The organism is Streptomyces sp. YIM 130001, from assembly GCF_003574445.1.
Classification (GTDB): Bacteria; Actinomycetota; Actinomycetes; order Streptomycetales; family Streptomycetaceae; genus Streptomyces.
Genome location: NZ_KZ984556.1, coordinates 125,603 through 141,950, shown reverse-complemented (window position 1 = coordinate 141,950; position 16,348 = coordinate 125,603). Strand labels below are relative to the sequence as shown.

General features: G+C 72.0%; 13 protein-coding genes. 6 read left to right on the top strand and 7 right to left on the bottom strand.

The features are described 5' to 3' along the window. Window positions 1-12 precede the first annotated feature (12 nt). From DSC45_RS17880 to DSC45_RS35770, 3 genes are all read right to left on the bottom strand, one after another. Window positions 13-1,572, bottom strand: a complete 1,560-nt coding sequence (locus DSC45_RS17880; protein ID WP_119292091.1) for a M4 family metallopeptidase — start codon at window positions 1,570-1,572, stop codon at window positions 13-15. Between the two features lie 338 nt (window positions 1,573-1,910). Beyond that, window positions 1,911-2,522 (bottom strand): hypothetical protein, encoded by a 612-nt coding sequence (locus tag DSC45_RS17875; RefSeq protein WP_162929265.1) that lies wholly within the window; start codon window positions 2,520-2,522, stop codon window positions 1,911-1,913. 102 nt (window positions 2,523-2,624) lie between these two features. After that, window positions 2,625-2,996 (bottom strand): hypothetical protein, encoded by a 372-nt coding sequence (locus DSC45_RS35770; RefSeq protein ID WP_162929264.1) that lies wholly within the window; start codon window positions 2,994-2,996, stop codon window positions 2,625-2,627. Window positions 2,997-3,352: 356 nt separating this feature from the next. Between DSC45_RS35770 and DSC45_RS17865 the strand changes: the two genes are divergently transcribed. After that, on the top strand, window positions 3,353-3,925 hold the full coding sequence (locus DSC45_RS17865) for a dihydrofolate reductase family protein (RefSeq protein WP_119292085.1): 573 nt from the start codon (window positions 3,353-3,355) through the stop codon (window positions 3,923-3,925). A gap of 4 nt (window positions 3,926-3,929) precedes the next feature. Here the strand turns inward: DSC45_RS17865 and DSC45_RS17860 are convergent, their stop codons facing one another. Together DSC45_RS17860 and DSC45_RS17855 are read right to left on the bottom strand one after the other, a co-directional pair. Continuing rightward, window positions 3,930-5,834, bottom strand: coding sequence for an ABC transporter ATP-binding protein (locus tag DSC45_RS17860; protein WP_119292083.1), 1,905 nt, complete (start codon window positions 5,832-5,834; stop codon window positions 3,930-3,932). Further along, window positions 5,831-7,744, bottom strand: a complete 1,914-nt coding sequence (locus DSC45_RS17855) for an ABC transporter ATP-binding protein (protein WP_119292081.1) — start codon at window positions 7,742-7,744, stop codon at window positions 5,831-5,833. Before DSC45_RS17855 ends, DSC45_RS17860 begins: the two co-directional genes overlap by 4 nt. A 178-nt stretch (window positions 7,745-7,922) precedes the next feature. Here DSC45_RS17855 and DSC45_RS17850 point away from each other — a divergent pair, with 178 nt between their 5' ends. The 4 genes from DSC45_RS17850 to DSC45_RS17835 all read left to right on the top strand — a co-directional run bounded on the left by DSC45_RS17850 (window position 7,923) and on the right by DSC45_RS17835 (window position 12,021). Beyond that, the gene (locus tag DSC45_RS17850; RefSeq protein WP_240434699.1) at window positions 7,923-8,909 is read left to right on the top strand and encodes an ABC transporter ATP-binding protein; all 987 of its coding nucleotides are present in this window, start codon (window positions 7,923-7,925) and stop codon (window positions 8,907-8,909) included. 100 nt (window positions 8,910-9,009) lie between these two features. Further along, window positions 9,010-9,816: an ABC transporter permease gene (locus DSC45_RS17845; protein WP_119292077.1), complete on the top strand. Its 807-nt coding sequence runs from the start codon at window positions 9,010-9,012 to the stop codon at window positions 9,814-9,816. A gap of 245 nt (window positions 9,817-10,061) precedes the next feature. Further along, window positions 10,062-11,357: a sensor histidine kinase gene (locus DSC45_RS17840; RefSeq protein WP_240434698.1), complete on the top strand. Its 1,296-nt coding sequence runs from the start codon at window positions 10,062-10,064 to the stop codon at window positions 11,355-11,357. After that, on the top strand, window positions 11,350-12,021 hold the full coding sequence (locus tag DSC45_RS17835) for a response regulator (RefSeq protein ID WP_119292073.1): 672 nt from the start codon (window positions 11,350-11,352) through the stop codon (window positions 12,019-12,021). The genes DSC45_RS17840 and DSC45_RS17835 overlap by 8 nt, the downstream gene beginning before the upstream one ends. A 21-nt stretch (window positions 12,022-12,042) precedes the next feature. On the opposite strand, the gene DSC45_RS17830 is transcribed toward DSC45_RS17835, so the two are convergent. Next, entirely contained in the window at window positions 12,043-12,450 is a 408-nt protein-coding gene (locus DSC45_RS17830) for an SRPBCC family protein (RefSeq protein ID WP_119292071.1), read from the bottom strand. A 38-nt stretch (window positions 12,451-12,488) separates the two neighbouring features. Continuing rightward, window positions 12,489-14,639, bottom strand: coding sequence for a glycogen debranching protein GlgX (gene glgX, locus DSC45_RS17825; RefSeq protein ID WP_205571368.1), 2,151 nt, complete (start codon window positions 14,637-14,639; stop codon window positions 12,489-12,491). A gap of 350 nt (window positions 14,640-14,989) precedes the next feature. Between glgX and DSC45_RS17820 the strand changes: the two genes are divergently transcribed. Next, window positions 14,990-16,171, top strand: coding sequence for a L,D-transpeptidase (locus DSC45_RS17820; RefSeq protein WP_240434697.1), 1,182 nt, complete (start codon window positions 14,990-14,992; stop codon window positions 16,169-16,171). Window positions 16,172-16,348 lie beyond the last annotated feature (177 nt).

The following is a 16,348-nucleotide window of genomic DNA, read 5'->3' as shown; positions in this document are numbered from 1 at the left end:
GGCGGTGGAGTGCTACTTGACGTCGACTCCGGCCCAGGCGCTGTCCGTCGCCTTGACCTCTTCGGAGTCGGCGCCGTACAGGTCCTTGGCCGCGTCGAGCGTGGCCTGGCGGGCGGCCGCGTAGTCCGTGTTCGAGGTCATGTACGTGGTGAGGGCCTTGAACCAGATCTGCTCGGCCTTGTCGCGGCCGATGCCGGTGACGGCCTCGCCGTTCTTGGTCGGCGAGTCGTAACTGACGCCGTTGATCTCCTTCGCGCCGCTGCCCTCGGAGAGCAGGTAGAAGAAGTGGTTCGCGACGCCGGACGAGTAGTGGACGTCGACGTCGCCGATGCCGTCGTACCAGTAGTCCTCGGACGAACCGTCCTTGCTCGGCTGGTCCATGTGACGCAGCGGGCTGCCGTCGCCGTTGATGTCGATCATCTCGCCGATGAGGTAGTCGCCGACGTCCTTCTCGTTGGCCGCGTTGAACTCGACCGCGGTGCCGAAGATGTCCGAGGTCGCCTCGTTCAGGCCGCCGGACTCGCCGCTGTAGACCAGGCCCGCGGTGTTCGAGGTGACGCCGTGGGTCATCTCGTGGGCGGAGACGTCGATCGAGGTGAGCGGCTTGGCGTTGCCCTCGCCGTCGCCGTACGTCATGCAGAAGCAGCTGTCCTGCCAGAAGGCGTTGACGTAGTTGTCGCCGTAGTGGACGTTCGAGGTGGCGGCCTTGCCGTCGCCCTTGATGCCCTCGCGGCCGTGCACGTTCTTGTAGTAGTCCCAGGTCAGGGCGGCGCCGTAGTGGGCGTCCGCGCCGGCCGTCTCGGCGTTGTCCGGAGTGCCGTCGCCCCACTCGTCGTCGTCGCCGGAGAACAGGGTGCCGCCGGACGAACCGCCGTCCAGGTTGAACGTCTTGTGGCCACCGCGGTCGTTGTCGGTCAGCGTGAACGCGCCGCCTTCCTCGGCGGTGCTGAGCTCGACGTCACCGGTGTAGGTGGTGTGGCCGGCGCCGTTGTGCACCGCGTCCCACTGGAAGAGCTTGTCGCCGGTACGGGCATCGGTGACGATGTGCAGCTCGCTCGGGGTGCCGTCCTTCTTGGTGCTCTTCTTCACCTGCTCGTAGGCGAGTTTCGGGGTGCCCTGGGCGGCCCAGATCACCTTGCGGGCGTCCTTCGGAGCCTTGGCCGCGCCGGTGGTGTTCACCTTGAGCTTCTTGGACACGGCGCGGGTGGCGCTCTCGTACTTGCCGGCCTTGGAGGCGTGCACGACGAGGTCGCCGCCGAGGACGGGCAGCGAGGCGTAGGTGCGCTCGTAGCGGGTGTGGGTGGAGCCGTCGCGGTCCTTGATGACGTCGCGGACGACGAGCTTCTCCTGGGATCCGAGGCCGAGCTTCTCGGCGGTCTCGGCGCGCGACGACGCGGCGTCACGCAGGAGTTCGGCGCGCTGTGAGGCGGAGAGGGCGGACGGGGCGGAGCTCGGCGTGGGCTCGGCGGAGGGCTGCGCGGTGGCTCCGGTGCTCAGCCCTGCGGCGAGCAGGGCCGCGGCGGCGACGGCGGTGGACAGGGTCGCGACGGGGCGCGAGATGTGGGGCGACACGCAAGACTCCCTGGGCTGTTGTGGGGGGTCCGGCCACGCGAGGTGGCGGCCGGGCCGGGAAGCGTCGGTGCGGGTGTGCGGTGGTGCCGTCATGCGGTGGTGCGATGTACGCCCGTGGTGGGCGTGCCGTGCTGGTGGGGCGCACGGCTGTGCGGGCGGGCGTACGTGTGTTCCGTGCGGGGGAAGAGTGTCACTAAGGGCGCGTACATGTCATGGGGGCGAACGCAGGTTGACCGGAATTTGACCGTTGACCGATGTGCCGCGTCCGTTATACGGAGATCCGTACCGGCATAAGGACGCGTCCCTGTGTCGCCGACCGGCCCCGTGCGCCGGGGAGTTCAGGCCGACGGTGCGTCCGGCTCGCCGCCGTCCTTGTCCATGCGGATCTCCCCGCCGGGGGTGCCGCCAGGGCCTGCACCGTCCCTCTCGTCCCGGCGCTCGTCCCGGCTCTTGCCGAGGCGGGCGCCGCCGATCCGCATCGGCACCCGCGACAGCGACCCCACGAAGAAGAACCCGAGGACACCCACGACCAGCGCGGCCACGCCCCAGCCGACGTAGGGGCCGTCGAGTGCCGCGCCGCCGGCCGTCAGCAGGATGCCCGCGAAGAGCACGACGCCGGGAATCCAGCCGAAGCGGTGGATCGCGAGCCCGCCCATGACGCAGCCGAGCAACAGCGGCCCGAGGATCGCGAGTCCGCCCACCACGGCGCCGGCGATCATCGGGATCCAGGCCAGCATCCAGCGCCCGTCCTCCTCCGGCACGTCACCGTCGAGGGAGCCGCCGACGATCAGGCCCACGACCACGAGGAGTGCGGCCACCCCGAGCCCGATGAAGATCACCTTCGTCAGCAGGCTCTCCATCCGATCGATGAAGTCCGGGCTGAAACGGTACGAGTTCGACTCACCGGACCCCGAGGGCCGGCCCGCATCGCGGTGAGGGCGTCGCGTCATGGACGGAGCGTATGCCTCCGCAATTCCGCGGACGAAGCCGCACCGGACATCGTTGTACGGCTGGTACGAGAGCGGGAACGGCGGGTGGCGGACGCCGATGTGTCAGCGGCCGAGCACCGCGTCGGTGCAGCCCTCGACCCACTTCGGCGCCTCGGCGGCCTCGCCGTCCTCCGCACCGTGCTCCACGCACTCCTGCTCGGCGCGATCGGCGTACGAGGACGTGTCGCCCCGGGGGCGTTCGCCGTCGAAGACGTGTGTCCCGATGAGGGTGTTCCGTTCCCCGTACGCGCGGCCGCCCGCGTACTGGTGCTGCTCGTACCCGATGAAGGCCCCGGCCACCAGACACAGGGCGCCACCACCGACGGCGCACCGACGGAGCGTGGTGGGGATCCGCCGCAGCCGCGCGCGGACCCCGTCGGGAGCGCTGCTTGCGTCCGTGCCAGGTCCGCAGGTCTCGCGTGCCGCTGCTGTCATGTGCCGTACCTCCGTTCCTCCGGTGCTCCGGGCCGGCCGGTGGCGTCATGGGCGTAACCGCCACGCTCCACGCGCCGTTGCTGCTCGCCCCGCCGACCGTACGGGCAGCAGGGATGCCGGGGTCCGGCCGGGTGCGCGTCGCCCGGCGCAGGAACGGGTCCGCCGGTCCGGCCGACCGGTCGTGGCTCACTTGTCCGTCGATCACCGGCGCGGCCACGCTGCACCCTGATCGGAACCGGCGGGCCTCGGTGTCGATATCGGGCGGACTCCGGGGCCGTTGGGCCCGCACGCGGCACTATGGGGTGCCACCACACAGGCGCCACCACACAAGGGCCACCACACCGGGGGAGAGACGCATGCGCACACTGACCTACTTCGTAGGCTGCAGCATCGACGGGAAGATCGCGGCCGAGGACGGTTCGCTCGATGCCTTCTTCCCGCTGCCGGAAGGCCTGGTCGAGCATGTGGTCGCGCACTACCCGCAGACCCTGCCGACCCACGTGCACGAAGCGCTCGGCGTCACCGGTGCCGGTCAAGGACCCTTCGACACGGTCCTGATGGGCCGCGGCACCTACGAACCGGGCCTGAAGGACGGTATCTCGAGCCCGTACTCCCACCTGCGGCAGTACGTCGTCTCCAGCAGCCTGGCCGGTCCCGACCCCGATGTCACCGTCCTGGCCGGCGACCCGGTCGAGGCGGTGCGGGCACTCAAGGCGGAGACCGGCGGCGGGATCTGGCTCGCGGGAGGCGGCAGGCTCGCCGCGGCCCTGCTGCCGGAGATCGACCGACTCGTCGTGAAGATCTACCCGTTCGTGCACGGCCCGGGCATCGACCTCTTCGACGGGCCCGCCACCCCGACCCACCTCACCCTCACCGGTACCGAGGTGCTCGAGGGCGGCGCGGCGGTGCACACGTACGACCGGACCTGACGCGCTACCCCACCAGGCTGTCCCGCCACGCCTGGTGCAGGTCGGCGAAGTGGCCGGTGGCGGCGATGAGTTCGGACGGCGAGCCGTCCTCGACGACACGGCCGTCCGCCATCACCAGGACCCGGTCGGCGATCTCGACGGTGGACAGGCGGTGCGCGATCACCACGGCCGTACGCCCGCGGAGCACCGTGTGCATCGCCTGCTGCACCGCCCGCTCGCCCGGGATGTCGAGGGAACTGGTCGCCTCGTCCAGGATCAGCACCGCCGGATCCGCCAGCAGCGCACGCGCGAAGGCGACCAACTGCCGCTGCCCGGCGGAGATCCGGCCGCCACGCTTGCGTACGTCCGTGTCGTACCCGTCCGGCAGGGCGCTGATGAACGCGTGCGCACCGATCGCCTTCGCCGCACGCTCGATCTCCTCGCGGTCCGCCTCGGGCCGTCCGATCGCGATGTTGTCGGCGACCGTGCCGGAGAACAGGAACGCCTCCTGGGTCACCATCACCACCCCGCGCCGCAGTTCGGGCACCGGCAGGTCCCGCAGGTCGGTGCCGTCGAGCAGCACGCGGCCCTCGCTGGGGTCGTAGAAACGGGCGAGCAGCTTGGCCAGCGTCGACTTGCCGGCGCCGGTGGATCCCACCACCGCGACCGTCTGCCCCGCCGGGATCGTCAGATCGAAGCGCGGCAGAATCTCCCCGCCCGTGCGGTACGCGAACGACACGTCCGCGAACTCGACCGTACGGCCCGGGTGTTCGGAGGCGAGCTGCGGCAGCGACAGCGGTACTTCGGGCTCCGGCACGGTCGGCGTCTGGGCGAGCAGACCGGCGATCTTCTCCAGCGAGGCTGCCGCCGACTGGTAGGAGTTCAGGAACATGCCGAGCCGGTCGATCGGGTCGTAGAGCCGCCGCAGATACAGCACGGCGGCCGCGAGCACGCCGAGCGCCAAGGTTCCGCCCGCCACCCGGTACGCGCCCCACAGCACGATCGCGGCCACCGCGGTGTTCGCCACCAGGCGCGAGCCGATCACGTAGCGGGCCATCTCGAGGAGGGCGTCGCCGTTGGTGCGCTCGTGGTGGTGGTTCAGGACCTCGAACTCCGCCGCGTTCGCCCGCTCACGGCGGAAGGCCTGGACCGGCCGGATCCCGTTCATGGTCTCCGCGAACTTCACGATCACCGCCGCGATCGCGGTCGACCGCCGCCGGAAGACGCGCCCGGCCCGCCGCCGGTAGAGCCGTACGAGCAGATACAGCGGGACGAACGAGGCCACCGCGACCGACCCGAGGCCGAGGTCGAGCCAGAGCAGCATCGCCGAGATGTACAGGAACGACAGGAGCACCGTGATCAGCTCCTGCAGCCCTTCGGCGAGCAGTTCGCGCAGCGACTCGACGTCCGTGGTGGCGCGGGAGATCAGCCGGCCCGAGGTGTAGCGCTCGTGGAAGTCCACGGACAGCGCCTGGGCCTGGCGGAAGATACGGCCCCGCAGGTCGAGCAGGACGTCCTGGTTCACCCGCGCCGAGACGCGGATGAACACGTACTGCAGGGCGCTGGCCGCCAGCGAGATCACCGCGAAGGCGACACCCACCGCGATCAGTGGGCCGTGGTCCCCGTCGCGGACGGCCGGCACCGCACGGTCGATGGCGTACGCCACGAGCAGTGGGCCCGCCTGGACCGCGGCCTGCTGCAGCAGGAGCAGCAGCCCGGCGAACGCCACGCGGCCGCGCATCGGGGCGAGCAGCGACCGCAGCAGGCTGCCGGTGGCGCCCGGGGGTGCGGGCAGCGCGTCCTTGTCGAACGGGTCGTCGGCAGCGGGGAGTTGCGGCGGGGCGGTGTCCTCGGCGGATCCGGATGTGTGCGCGGGGCCGGTGCCGTCGCCCGGGGACGAGGCGGGTGGGCCGGAGAGCTGGGTGGTCATCGGATGTGCGCCTCCTGGCCGGTGGTCGTCGGGCCGTCCTGGTGCGGCGGCGGGGTGTCTCGGGCCGGCTCGGTGCCGGTGTCCTCGCCGGACATCAGCCAGGCGTACTCCGTGCTGGTGCGCAGCAGTTCCTGATGGGTGCCGACGGCGGTGACGCGGCCGCCGGAGAGCAGGGCGACGCGGTCGGCGAGCAGCACGGTGGAGGGCCGGTGCGCGACGACCAGGGCGGTGGTGTCCGTGAGGACCCGCCGAAGTGCCGCCTCCACCAGGGCCTCGGTGTGCACGTCGAGCGCGGAGAGCGGATCGTCCAGTACGAGGAACGGCGGCCGGCCCACGACGGCGCGGGCCAGGGCGAGACGCTGGCGCTGGCCGCCGGACAGGCTCAGGCCCTGCTCGCCGACCTGGGTGCCGGTGCCGTGCGGCAGTTCGTGGACGAAGTCGGCCTGGGCGACGGAGAGTGCGCGGTCGAGGTCCTCGGAGCCGGCGTCCGGGCTCGTGCCCATCAGGACGTTCTCGCCGACCGTGGCGGAGAACAGGGTGGGCTCCTCGAAGGCCACGGACACCATCGCGCGCAGGCGCGCGCGGTCCATCGCGGTGATGTCCTCGCCGTCCAGGGTGATCCGGCCCGCGGTCACCTCGTGCAGCCGGGGCACAAGCGCGGTCAGGGTGGTCTTGCCGGAGCCGGTGGCGCCGACCAGGGCCAGGGTCTCGCCCGGTTGGACGTGCAGGTCGACGCCGTCGAGGGCGGGAGCGCTGCCGGCGGGGGAGTCCGGGTAGCGAAAGACGACGTTCTCGAAACGGAGACCAGAGGTGGGCGGGGCCCCGGGTGCGGGGCCCCGTGCCGACCCGGTCGCCGCTTCGAGCTCCGACTCCGGCTCCGCGTCCAGGACTTCGAAGTACCGCTCGGTCGCCTTCGCCGCGTCCTGGCTGATCGCCAGCAGAAAGCCGATCGACTCCACCGGCCACCGCAGCGCCAGCGCCGTGGACAGGAACGCGACGAGCGTCCCGGCCGACAGATCGCCGTCCGCGACCTGCACGGTGCCGAGCAACAGGGCCGCACCGATGGCCAGTTCGGGCAGCACCACGATCGCGGCCCAGATGGCGGCGAGCAGCCGGGCCTTGTGCAGTTCGGTGCCGCGCAGCGTACGGGCGTGCCTGCGGAAGTCGCGGGCCTGCGCGCGGTGCCGGCCGAACCCCTTGATGATCCGGATGCCGAGCACGCTCTCCTCGACGACCGTCGTCAGATCCCCGACCTGGTCCTGCGCCCGGCGCGCCACGCTCGAGTACCGCCGCTCGAACAGCGAGCAGATCGCGATCATCGGCGCCGCGGGCGCCAGGATCACCAGGCCGAGCGTCCACTCCTGGGCGAGCAGGATGATCACGCCGATCAGGATCGTCACGCCGTTGACCAGGAGGAACGTCAGAGGGAAGGCGAGGAAGAGACGCAGCAGCATCAGATCCGTGGTGGCCCGCGACAGCAACTGCCCCGAGGCCCAACGGTCGTGGAACGCCACCGGCAGCCGCTGCAGATGTCCGTACAGCCGTCTGCGCATCGAGGCCTCGACCCCGGCCAACGGCCGCGCCACCAGCCACCGCCGGAACCCGAACAGCAGCGCCTCCGCCACCCCGATGAGCAGCAGCACGAGCGCCCCGAACCACACTCCTCCCGGGTCCCGTTCGGCCACCGGTCCGTCCACGATCCACTTCAGTACGAGCGGGATGACGAGCCCGGTGCTCGACGCCAGGACGGCCACGAACGCCGCACTGAACAGCCGCACCCGCACGGGCTTGACGAACGGCCAGAGCCGCAACAGCGTGCGCACGGCGGACCGTTCGGCGGGCGGGCCGTCCGGAGGGCCGGTGAGTGGCTCGGGAGCGGGATCGGTGGCGGTTGCAGTCTCTGTGGGCATCAGGAGCGAGCCTACGATTCACCACTGACAGGTCCCACCGGATTTCCGCCGTACGCAACCGACTCGACCCGCGGACACGGCGACCCGCGGTCCGCCCCGGCCATCAACCGATCGGCTGATGCGCCGTCGAGCGTGATGGGCGATGTGCCGGGCGGGCGCGCTCCGCCAGGATCGGGGTATGCCAAGCCACGCGCCCATCATCGAAGTCAGCGGACTGGTCAAGGCCTACGGGGAACGGACCGTCGTGGACGGGGTGTCGTTCGAGGTGGGCGAGGGAGAGATCTTCGGGATCCTCGGTCCGAACGGAGCGGGCAAGACGACGACCGTCGAATGCGTCGAGGGGCTGCGGGTGCCCGACGCGGGCCGGGTGCGCATCGCCGGGCTCGATCCCGTCGCCGACCACGACCGGGTCACCGAACTGCTCGGCTCGCAGCTCCAGGAGAGCGAGCTGCAGGCCAAGATCACCGTCCGGGAGGCCCTGGAGCTGTACAGCTCCTTCTACCGGAACCCCGCCGACTGGCGCCCGCTCGCCGAACGGCTCGGTATCACCGACCGCCTCGGCGCCCGCTTCGCGAAGCTCAGCGGCGGCCAGAAGCAGCGCCTCTTCATCGCCCTCGCCCTCATCGGCAACCCCCGCGTCGTGGTGCTCGACGAGCTCACCACCGGCCTCGACCCGCGTGCCCGCCGCGACACCTGGGAGCTGATCGAGGAGGTACGGGCCGGCGGGGTCACCGTGCTGCTCGTCACCCACTTCATGGAGGAGGCGCAGCGGCTCTGCGACCGGATCGCGGTGATCGACAAGGGCCGGATCGCCGCGCTCGACACCCCCGAGGGCCTGATCGGGCGCGCCACCAGCCCCAGCGTCATGTCGTTCGTACCGTCCGCGCCGCTGGATCCGGCGGAGCTCGCCGCGCTGCCCGGCGCCGGTTCGGTGGGCGACAAGCGCGGGCGGGTCGAGATCACCGGTACCGACGAGACCGTGAACGCGGTCATCACCCTCCTGGTACGCCGGGGCATCACCGCGGGCCAGCTGCACGTCGTGGACGCCACGCTCGACGACGCGTTCCTGGACCTCACGCAGGAGCGGGAGCCGGAGGCCGGCACCGGTGAGTCCGGCACCGGTGGCCGGGAGCGCGCGCGGACGGCCACCACGACCGACGCCTGAACCAGCGCGCCCGGCACCACCCGACGCCCGACGCGCCCGGCGCCGCCACCGCCCGGACGCCGCACCCCACCGGCGCCCCACCGACGACTACGGAGTCCTCATGTCCGCCCAACCCACCTCCGCGCCCGCCCCGGCGCCCGGCCTCGTGCAGGACCCGAGGCGCCGCCGTGCCGCGTTCCGCGCCGTTCTGCGGACCGAGGCGGTCTTGTTCCGCAGGGAGCCCGCGGCGCTGTTCTGGGTCATGGTGTTCCCGACCCTCCTGATGGTCATCCTCGGCCTGATCCCCGCCTTCCGGGAGGTCGACGACTCGCTCGGCGGGCGCCGGGTCATCGACCTCTACGTCCCCATCGCCGTACTTCTCGGCATGATCACCGCCGGCGTGCAGGTGATGCCCGGCGTGCTCACCACCTATCGGGAACGCGGCATTCTGCGGCGCCTCTCGGCGACACCGGCCCGCCCGTCGATGCTGATCACCGCGCAGGTGGTGCTGCATGCCGTCGCGATCGCCGTCGCCGCGCTGCTGGCGCTCGCCGTCGGACGGCTCGCCTTCGACGTGGCGCTGCCCCGGCAGCTCGCGGGATACGGCCTGGCCGCGCTGCTCGCCGCGCTCGCGGCCCTCGCCGTCGGCGCGGTGATCGCGGCGATCTCGCGCACGATCAAGGCCGCGCAGGCGGTGGGCACGGTGATCTTCTTCCCGATGATGTTCACCGCCGGTGTGTGGGCGCCGGTCGAGACCATGCCCGACGCCCTGCGCAACATCGTGGAGCTGACGCCGCTCGGCGCCTCCTCGGGGGCCCTCAACGAAGCGGCCACCGGTGCCTTCCCCGACCTCGTACACCTCGGTGTGACCGCACTGTGGGTGGTCGTCCTGCTCGCGGCCGCGGCCCGCTGGTTCCGCTGGGAGTGACGGCCCACACCATGAGCCACCACGAGAGCTCGACGGGAACGACGGACCGGTCCACCGCCGAAGCCGCCGCACCAGCCGGAGCTGCCGCACCAGCCGCACCAGCCGGAGCTGCCGCAGTGACGGCAGCAACCCGAGCGGCGGGAGGCGGACCGGAGAGGACGACGACGGCCCCCGCCGACCCGCGCCCCCGCCATCGCCTCGGCCCCGGCCCCGCATCCGCGGGCTGCCGGGGCATCCTGGGCCCTATGTCCGATCGAGAACGGGACGACGCCCGGCACGCGCTGACCATGGCCCTCGCGCAGCGCTGGGCCTGGTTCTTCCGCTGGGCCCCCTTCGCCATGCTCGCGGTGTCCGCCTTCCTCGCCATGGCCACCACCGGCGTCATCCACCCCGCGTCCCGCTGGGTGATGCTGGCACCGACGATCCTCGCGGCCGTACTGCTGCAGGTGTGGTGGAACAACCGGACGCGCGCCCCGCAGCCGCTGGTCGCCCCGCCGGGCGCGGTCGCCGGCCAGGTGTACTTCTGGGCGCGCGCCGTTCTCGCCATGGCCCTCACCTCGATGAACGGCTTCTTCGGCGTCTTCGCGGTGATCGGCTACTTCGACTCCGGACGCCTGCTGCCGGGCATCACGCGCACCCGAGCGGGTCTCCTGACCACTGCCGCGATCATGGCGTGGTCGAACCTGGGAGGAAAGCCGCCCGACGACGAGATGGGCTGGGTCGCCCTCGGCGGACTGCTCACCCTGCACGCCGGACTCAGCCTGTTCTTCGGCCACATCGGGGCCAAGGAGATCGAGGAGGCCGAGGCCCAGGCCGCGACCATCACCGAACTCGAGCACACCAACGCCCGCCTGGAGACCGCCCTCGCCGAGAACGCCGGTCTCCACGCCCAACTCCTCGTCCAGGCCCGCGAGGCCGGCGTCGCCGACGAACGCCGCCGGCTCGCCGCCGAGATCCACGACACTCTCGCCCAGGGCCTGACCGGCATCATCGCCCAGCTCCAGGTGGTGGCCGCCACCGAGGACCGCGACCTGGCGCGCGAACACGTGGACCGGGCGGCGAACCTCGCCCGGCACAGCCTCGGCGAGGCCCGCCGATCGGTGCAGAACCTCTCCCCGGTCGCCCTCGCCGCCGACACGCTGCCCGACGCACTGCACAAGACCGTCGCGGACTGGGGCGAACGCACCGGCGTACAGGCCCGGTTCACGGTGACCGGACGGCCCGCGCCGCTGCACGAGGAGGTCGAGGCGACCCTGCTGCGCATCGCGCAGGAGGCGCTGTCCAACACCGGACGGCACGCCGGAGCCGGACGGGCCGGCGTCACCCTCTCGTACATGGACGACGAGGTGGCTCTCGACATCAGGGACGACGGACGCGGCTTCGACCTCACCACCCCGGCCCGACGCACCCGCACGGGCGGCTTCGGTCTCGACGGCATGCGCGCGCGGGCCGAACGCGTCGCCGGCAGTGTCGCGATCGAGTCCGAGCCCGGCGCGGGGACCGCGATCTCCGCTCGCGTACCGTGGGTGCCCCATGACTGACGTTCCCAGCCGGGCCACGAGCGGCGCCGCGATCACCCTGCTCATCGTCGACGACCATCCCGTGGTGCGCGACGGACTGCGGGGCATGTTCGAGGCGGAGCCCGGTTTCACCGTGCTCGGCGAGGCCGGCGACGGCGTCGAGGGCGTGGCCCTGACCGGCCGTCTCGACCCCGATGTCGTACTGATGGACCTGCGCATGCCGGGCGGCGACGGAGTCGACGCCATCCGCGCACTGACTCGCGGCGGCGCCCGTTCCAAGGTCCTCGTCCTCACCACGTACGACACCGACTCCGACACATTGCCCGCGATCGAGGCCGGTGCCACCGGCTATCTCCTGAAAGACGCACCGCGCGACGAACTGTTCGCCGCGGTCCGCGCCGCCGCGGGGGGCCGCACCGTCCTGTCACCCGCCGTCGCGTCCCGCCTGGTCACCGCCGTACGCACCCCCCAGCCGCCGGCCGACGCGGCGCTCTCCACCCGCGAACGCGAGGTCCTCGCGCTGGTCGCCAAGGGCACGTCGAACCGCGAGATCGCCCGCCTGCTCTTCATCAGCGAGGCGACGGTGAAGACCCATCTGACGCATATCTACGGCAAGTTGGACGCCAACGACCGCGCATCGGCCGTCGCCGTCGCCTACGACCGGGGCATCCTCGGAAGCAGCTGACCGGCCCCCGCCCGCAGGCGTTCAGGGGCGGCGAGGACCGGCGAGCAGCACATCCACCTGCCGCCCGAACACCCGCCGCCCCACCCACGCGACCAGCGGATCGGCCACACCCGGCACCCCGAGCACCCGCAGACTCTCCCGCCACACCACCACGGCACCCCCGCCCGCAGCGGAGGCGACCTCGATCTCCGCCCAGCCCCGCACCACCCGGCCCCGCTTCTCCAGACGGCACCGGTGCGGCGGCGACCACGCGACGACGTCCATCGGATCGTCGAACCCCACCGGGCCGATCCGGGTACGGGCCACCACCCTGTTCCGGTCCCCGCTGACCCGGGTGAACGGCGCCCGGTGCCGCGGCCAGTCGGTCACCCGCCGCCACGCCTCCTCGGGTGACAGCTGCGTACGACGCGAGATCCGGAAGACGGCCACACTCGGGAGCGTAGGACATCGCCGCCGCCCGTGAACGGTCAGACACCACTGGCCCGATCGCCCTCCCCGACCACCCGGAACAACAGCACCGAGTGCTCCGGAACGGTGATCTCGGTGTCCGCCGTACGGCGAGTGCCCGGCTCCGAGGACTGCCGCTCGAGCGAGGTGTCGAGGACGAGTTCGTACGCGGTGGCCCACGGCGGGCCCGGCAGCGTCACCTGCACCGGGCGCGCTCCTGCGTGCAGGACGGCCAGGAAGCTGTCGTCGGTGACCCGGCGGCCCAGCTCGTCCCGTCCCGGGATGTCCCGCCCGGAGAGATACATGCCGAGCGTCGCGGCCGGCGCGTACCAGTCTCCGTCCGTCATCTCCGTACCCGACGCCGAGAACCAGGCCAGATCGCGCAGCCCGTCCGGGAACTGGGCGGCGCCGTCGAAGAACTCCCGCCGCCGCAGCACCGGATGGGCCCGGCGCAGCCCGATCAGCCGCGCGGTGAGAGCGCACAACTCCCGCCAGTGCGGATCGTCGAGCAGTGACCAGTCGACCCAACCGACCGGATTGTCCTGGCAGTAGGCGTTGTTGTTGCCGCCCTGGGTACGGCCGAACTCGTCGCCCGCGACCAGCATCGGCACCCCGGCGGACAGCAGCAGCGTGCCGAGCAGATTGCGCAGCTGGCGCCGGCGCAGCCCGAGGACCGCGGGGTCGTCGGTGGGTCCCTCGGTCCCGTGATGGGCGGAACGGTTGTCGTCGGTGCCGTCCCGGTTGCCCTCGCCGTTGGCCCCGTTGTGCTTGCGTTCGTGGCTCACCAGGTCGTGCAGCGTGAAGCCGTCGTGCGCGGTGACGAAATTGACCGAGGCGTACGGGCGGCGGCCACCCCAGTCGTAGAGGTCGCTGGAGCCCGAGAGGCGGTAGCCGAGCGCGCGTACGTCCGGCAGCGCACCGCGCCAGAAGTCCCGTACCGCATCCCGGTAGTGGTCGTTCCACTCGGCCCACAGCGGCGGGAACCCGCCGGTCCGGTAGCCGCCCGCGCCCACGTCCCAGGGCTCCGCGATCAGCTTCACCCCGCGCAGTACGGGATCCTGGGCGATCACCGCGAGGAACGGTGCGAGCATGTCGACCTCGTGACGGGCACGGGCCAGCGCCGCGGCCAGATCGAAGCGGAAGCCGTCCACGCCCATCTCCGTCACCCAGTAGCGCAGCGAGTCGGTGATCAGGCGCAGCGCCTGGGGCTGCACCACGTGCACGGTGTTGCCGCAGCCCGTGACGTCGGCGTACCGGCGCGCGTCGGGCGAGAGCCGGTAGTAGCCGCGGTTGTCGATCCCGCGCAGCGACAGCGTGGGGCCGAGCTCGCCCGCTTCCGCGGTGTGGTTGTAGACCACGTCGAGGATCACCTCGATCCCGGCCGCGTGCAGCGAGCGGACCATGTCCCGGAATTCGGCGACCTGTTGGCCCGCGGTGCCGTCGGCCGCGTAGCCGGCGTGCGGGGCGAAGTAGCCGATCGAGTTGTAGCCCCAGTAGTTGCGCAGCCCGCGGCGCAGCAGATGGTCCTCGTGCGCGAACTGGTGCACCGGCAGCAGCTCCACCGCCGTCACTCCGAGCCGGGTCAGATGCTCGACGGCCGCCGGATGGCCGAGACCCGCGTATGTGCCGCGCAGCCGCTCGGGGACTCCGGGGTGCAGCCGCGTGAAGCCCTTGACGTGCAGTTCGTAGATCACCGTGTCCGGCCACGGCGTCCCCGGCCGCCGATCGCCCCGCCAGGCATCGGGCCCCGCGTCCGACACGACCACACCCTTGGGGACGTACGGGGCGGAGTCGCGGTCGTCCCGCACGGTGTCCGCGACATGCTGCTCGGGCCAGTCGCGCACGTGCCCGTACACCTCGGGCGGCAGCGCGAACTCGCCGTCCACGGCCCGCGCGTACGGGTCGAGCAGCAGTTTCGCCGGATTGCGGCGCTCACCCGTCCACGGGTCCCAGCGCCCGTGCACCCGGTAGCCGTACCGCTGCCCGGGACGCACTCCCGGCACGAAACCGTGCCGGATCCCGTCCGTCAGCTCGGTCAGCGCGCAGCGCGTCTCGTGCCCGTCCGCATCGAACAGGCAGAGCTCCACGGCCTCGGCGTCACCTGCCCAAAGCGCGAACGCGGTGCCCGCGACCCCGTCCGCGCCGACCCCGTACCGGGCCCCGAGCGGCATCGGCGACCCCGGCCGTACGACCGGCCCACGGACGGGGCCGTCGTCGGGAGCGGTGCGGGGCGGGCCCACCCCCCGCGCGGGCGCGGCGGGCCGCCCGTTCGCCGTACGCCCGGACGGGCCATGGCCGGCCGCCTCCTGCTCGGGTGCGCTGGTCACCTGCGGGCCTCCTGCGGCTCGATGAGACCTGCTGGACGGAGGGTTCGCGGCGTCCCGGCCGCGGCTCTCCTCGCCGGTCCTCCCCAGGGTTCTGCCCCGGTCGGGGCGCAAGCTCACGTTTCCCAGGACGGGTGGTGGTCGTTGGGGAGCACGTGAACCAGGTTTCGAGGCGCGCACGGCGCGCAGGGGCCGCCTTGGCCGCCGTACTGACATGGGCAGCGCTGGTCGCCGGGTGCACCGGCGGCGGCTTCGACGGGATGCTCGGCAAGCCGCGCTCGCCCGAGGACGCGATCCAGGTGACCCCCGACGACGGCAAACGCGGCGTACGGGCCGACCAGCACCTCGAGGTGAAGGTCCCGGACGGACGCATCGAGTCGGTGAGCGTCGTCCGCCACCAGGACGCCAGGGACCGCGTCGTCCGCGGCCACGTCGCCCCGGACGGGCTGAGCTGGCACCCGGCCGAACGCCTCAAGCTCGCCGCGAAGTACACCGTGGACGTGGTCGCCCTCGACGGACACGGACGCCGACTGGCCCGGCACACCACCTTCACCACCTTCGTGCCGGAGGAACGCTTCGTCGCCTACGTGACGCCCGAGAACCGCTCCACCGTGGGCACCGGCATGATCGTCTCGCTCGAGTTCAACCGCGACATCACCGACCGCCGAGCGGTCGAGCGTGCCATCAAGATCAAGGCCGACCCCGAAGTCGAGGTCGTGGGCCACTGGTTCGGCAGGAACCGCATCGACTTCCGCCCCGAGAAGTACTGGGAACCCGGCACGAACGTCACCGTGGATCTCGGGCTGCGCGACGTGCAGGCCGCCCCGGGCGTCTACGGACTGCAGGACAAGAGTTTCGGCTTCACCGTCGGCCGCAGCCAGACCTCCAAGGTCGACGCGGCCGCCCACACCATGGAGGTACGCCGCGACGGCGAGCTCCTCTCCACGGTCCCCATCACCGCCGGCGCCCCCAAGAGCACCACGTACAACGGCAAGATGGTGGTCACCGAGATGCTCGACGTGACCCGGATGAACGGCGCGACGGTCGGCTTCACCGACAGCGACGGCAAGGGCGAGTACGACATCCCGGACGTACCGCACGCCATCCGCCTGACCACCTCGGGCACGTTCCTGCACGGCAACTACTGGGCGCCCCCGTCCACGTTCGGTGCGGACAACGTCAGCCACGGCTGTGTGGGCCTGCGGGACGTGAAGGGCGGCAGCTCCGAGGCGCCGGGCGGCTGGTTCTTCGACCGCACCCTGATCGGTGACGTGGTCGAGGTGACCGGCTCGAAGGACAAGACCGTCGCGGCGGACAACGGCCTCGGCGGCTGGAACCTCGACTGGAAGAAGTGGCGCGCGGGCTCCGCCGAGCGCTGAACGGACGGCCCTGGCACGGCCCTTCACCCGGTGCGACCGGAAGGCGCCCGCCGTGCGCACAGTTGGGACTGAACGGTGACACGGCGGGGGATTCCTTGAAGCAGGAGCTGTGGTTATCTATCGCAGTGTGCGCGATCGCGCTGGGGCGGGCCTGACCAGGCCGTGCGAGGGGAGAAA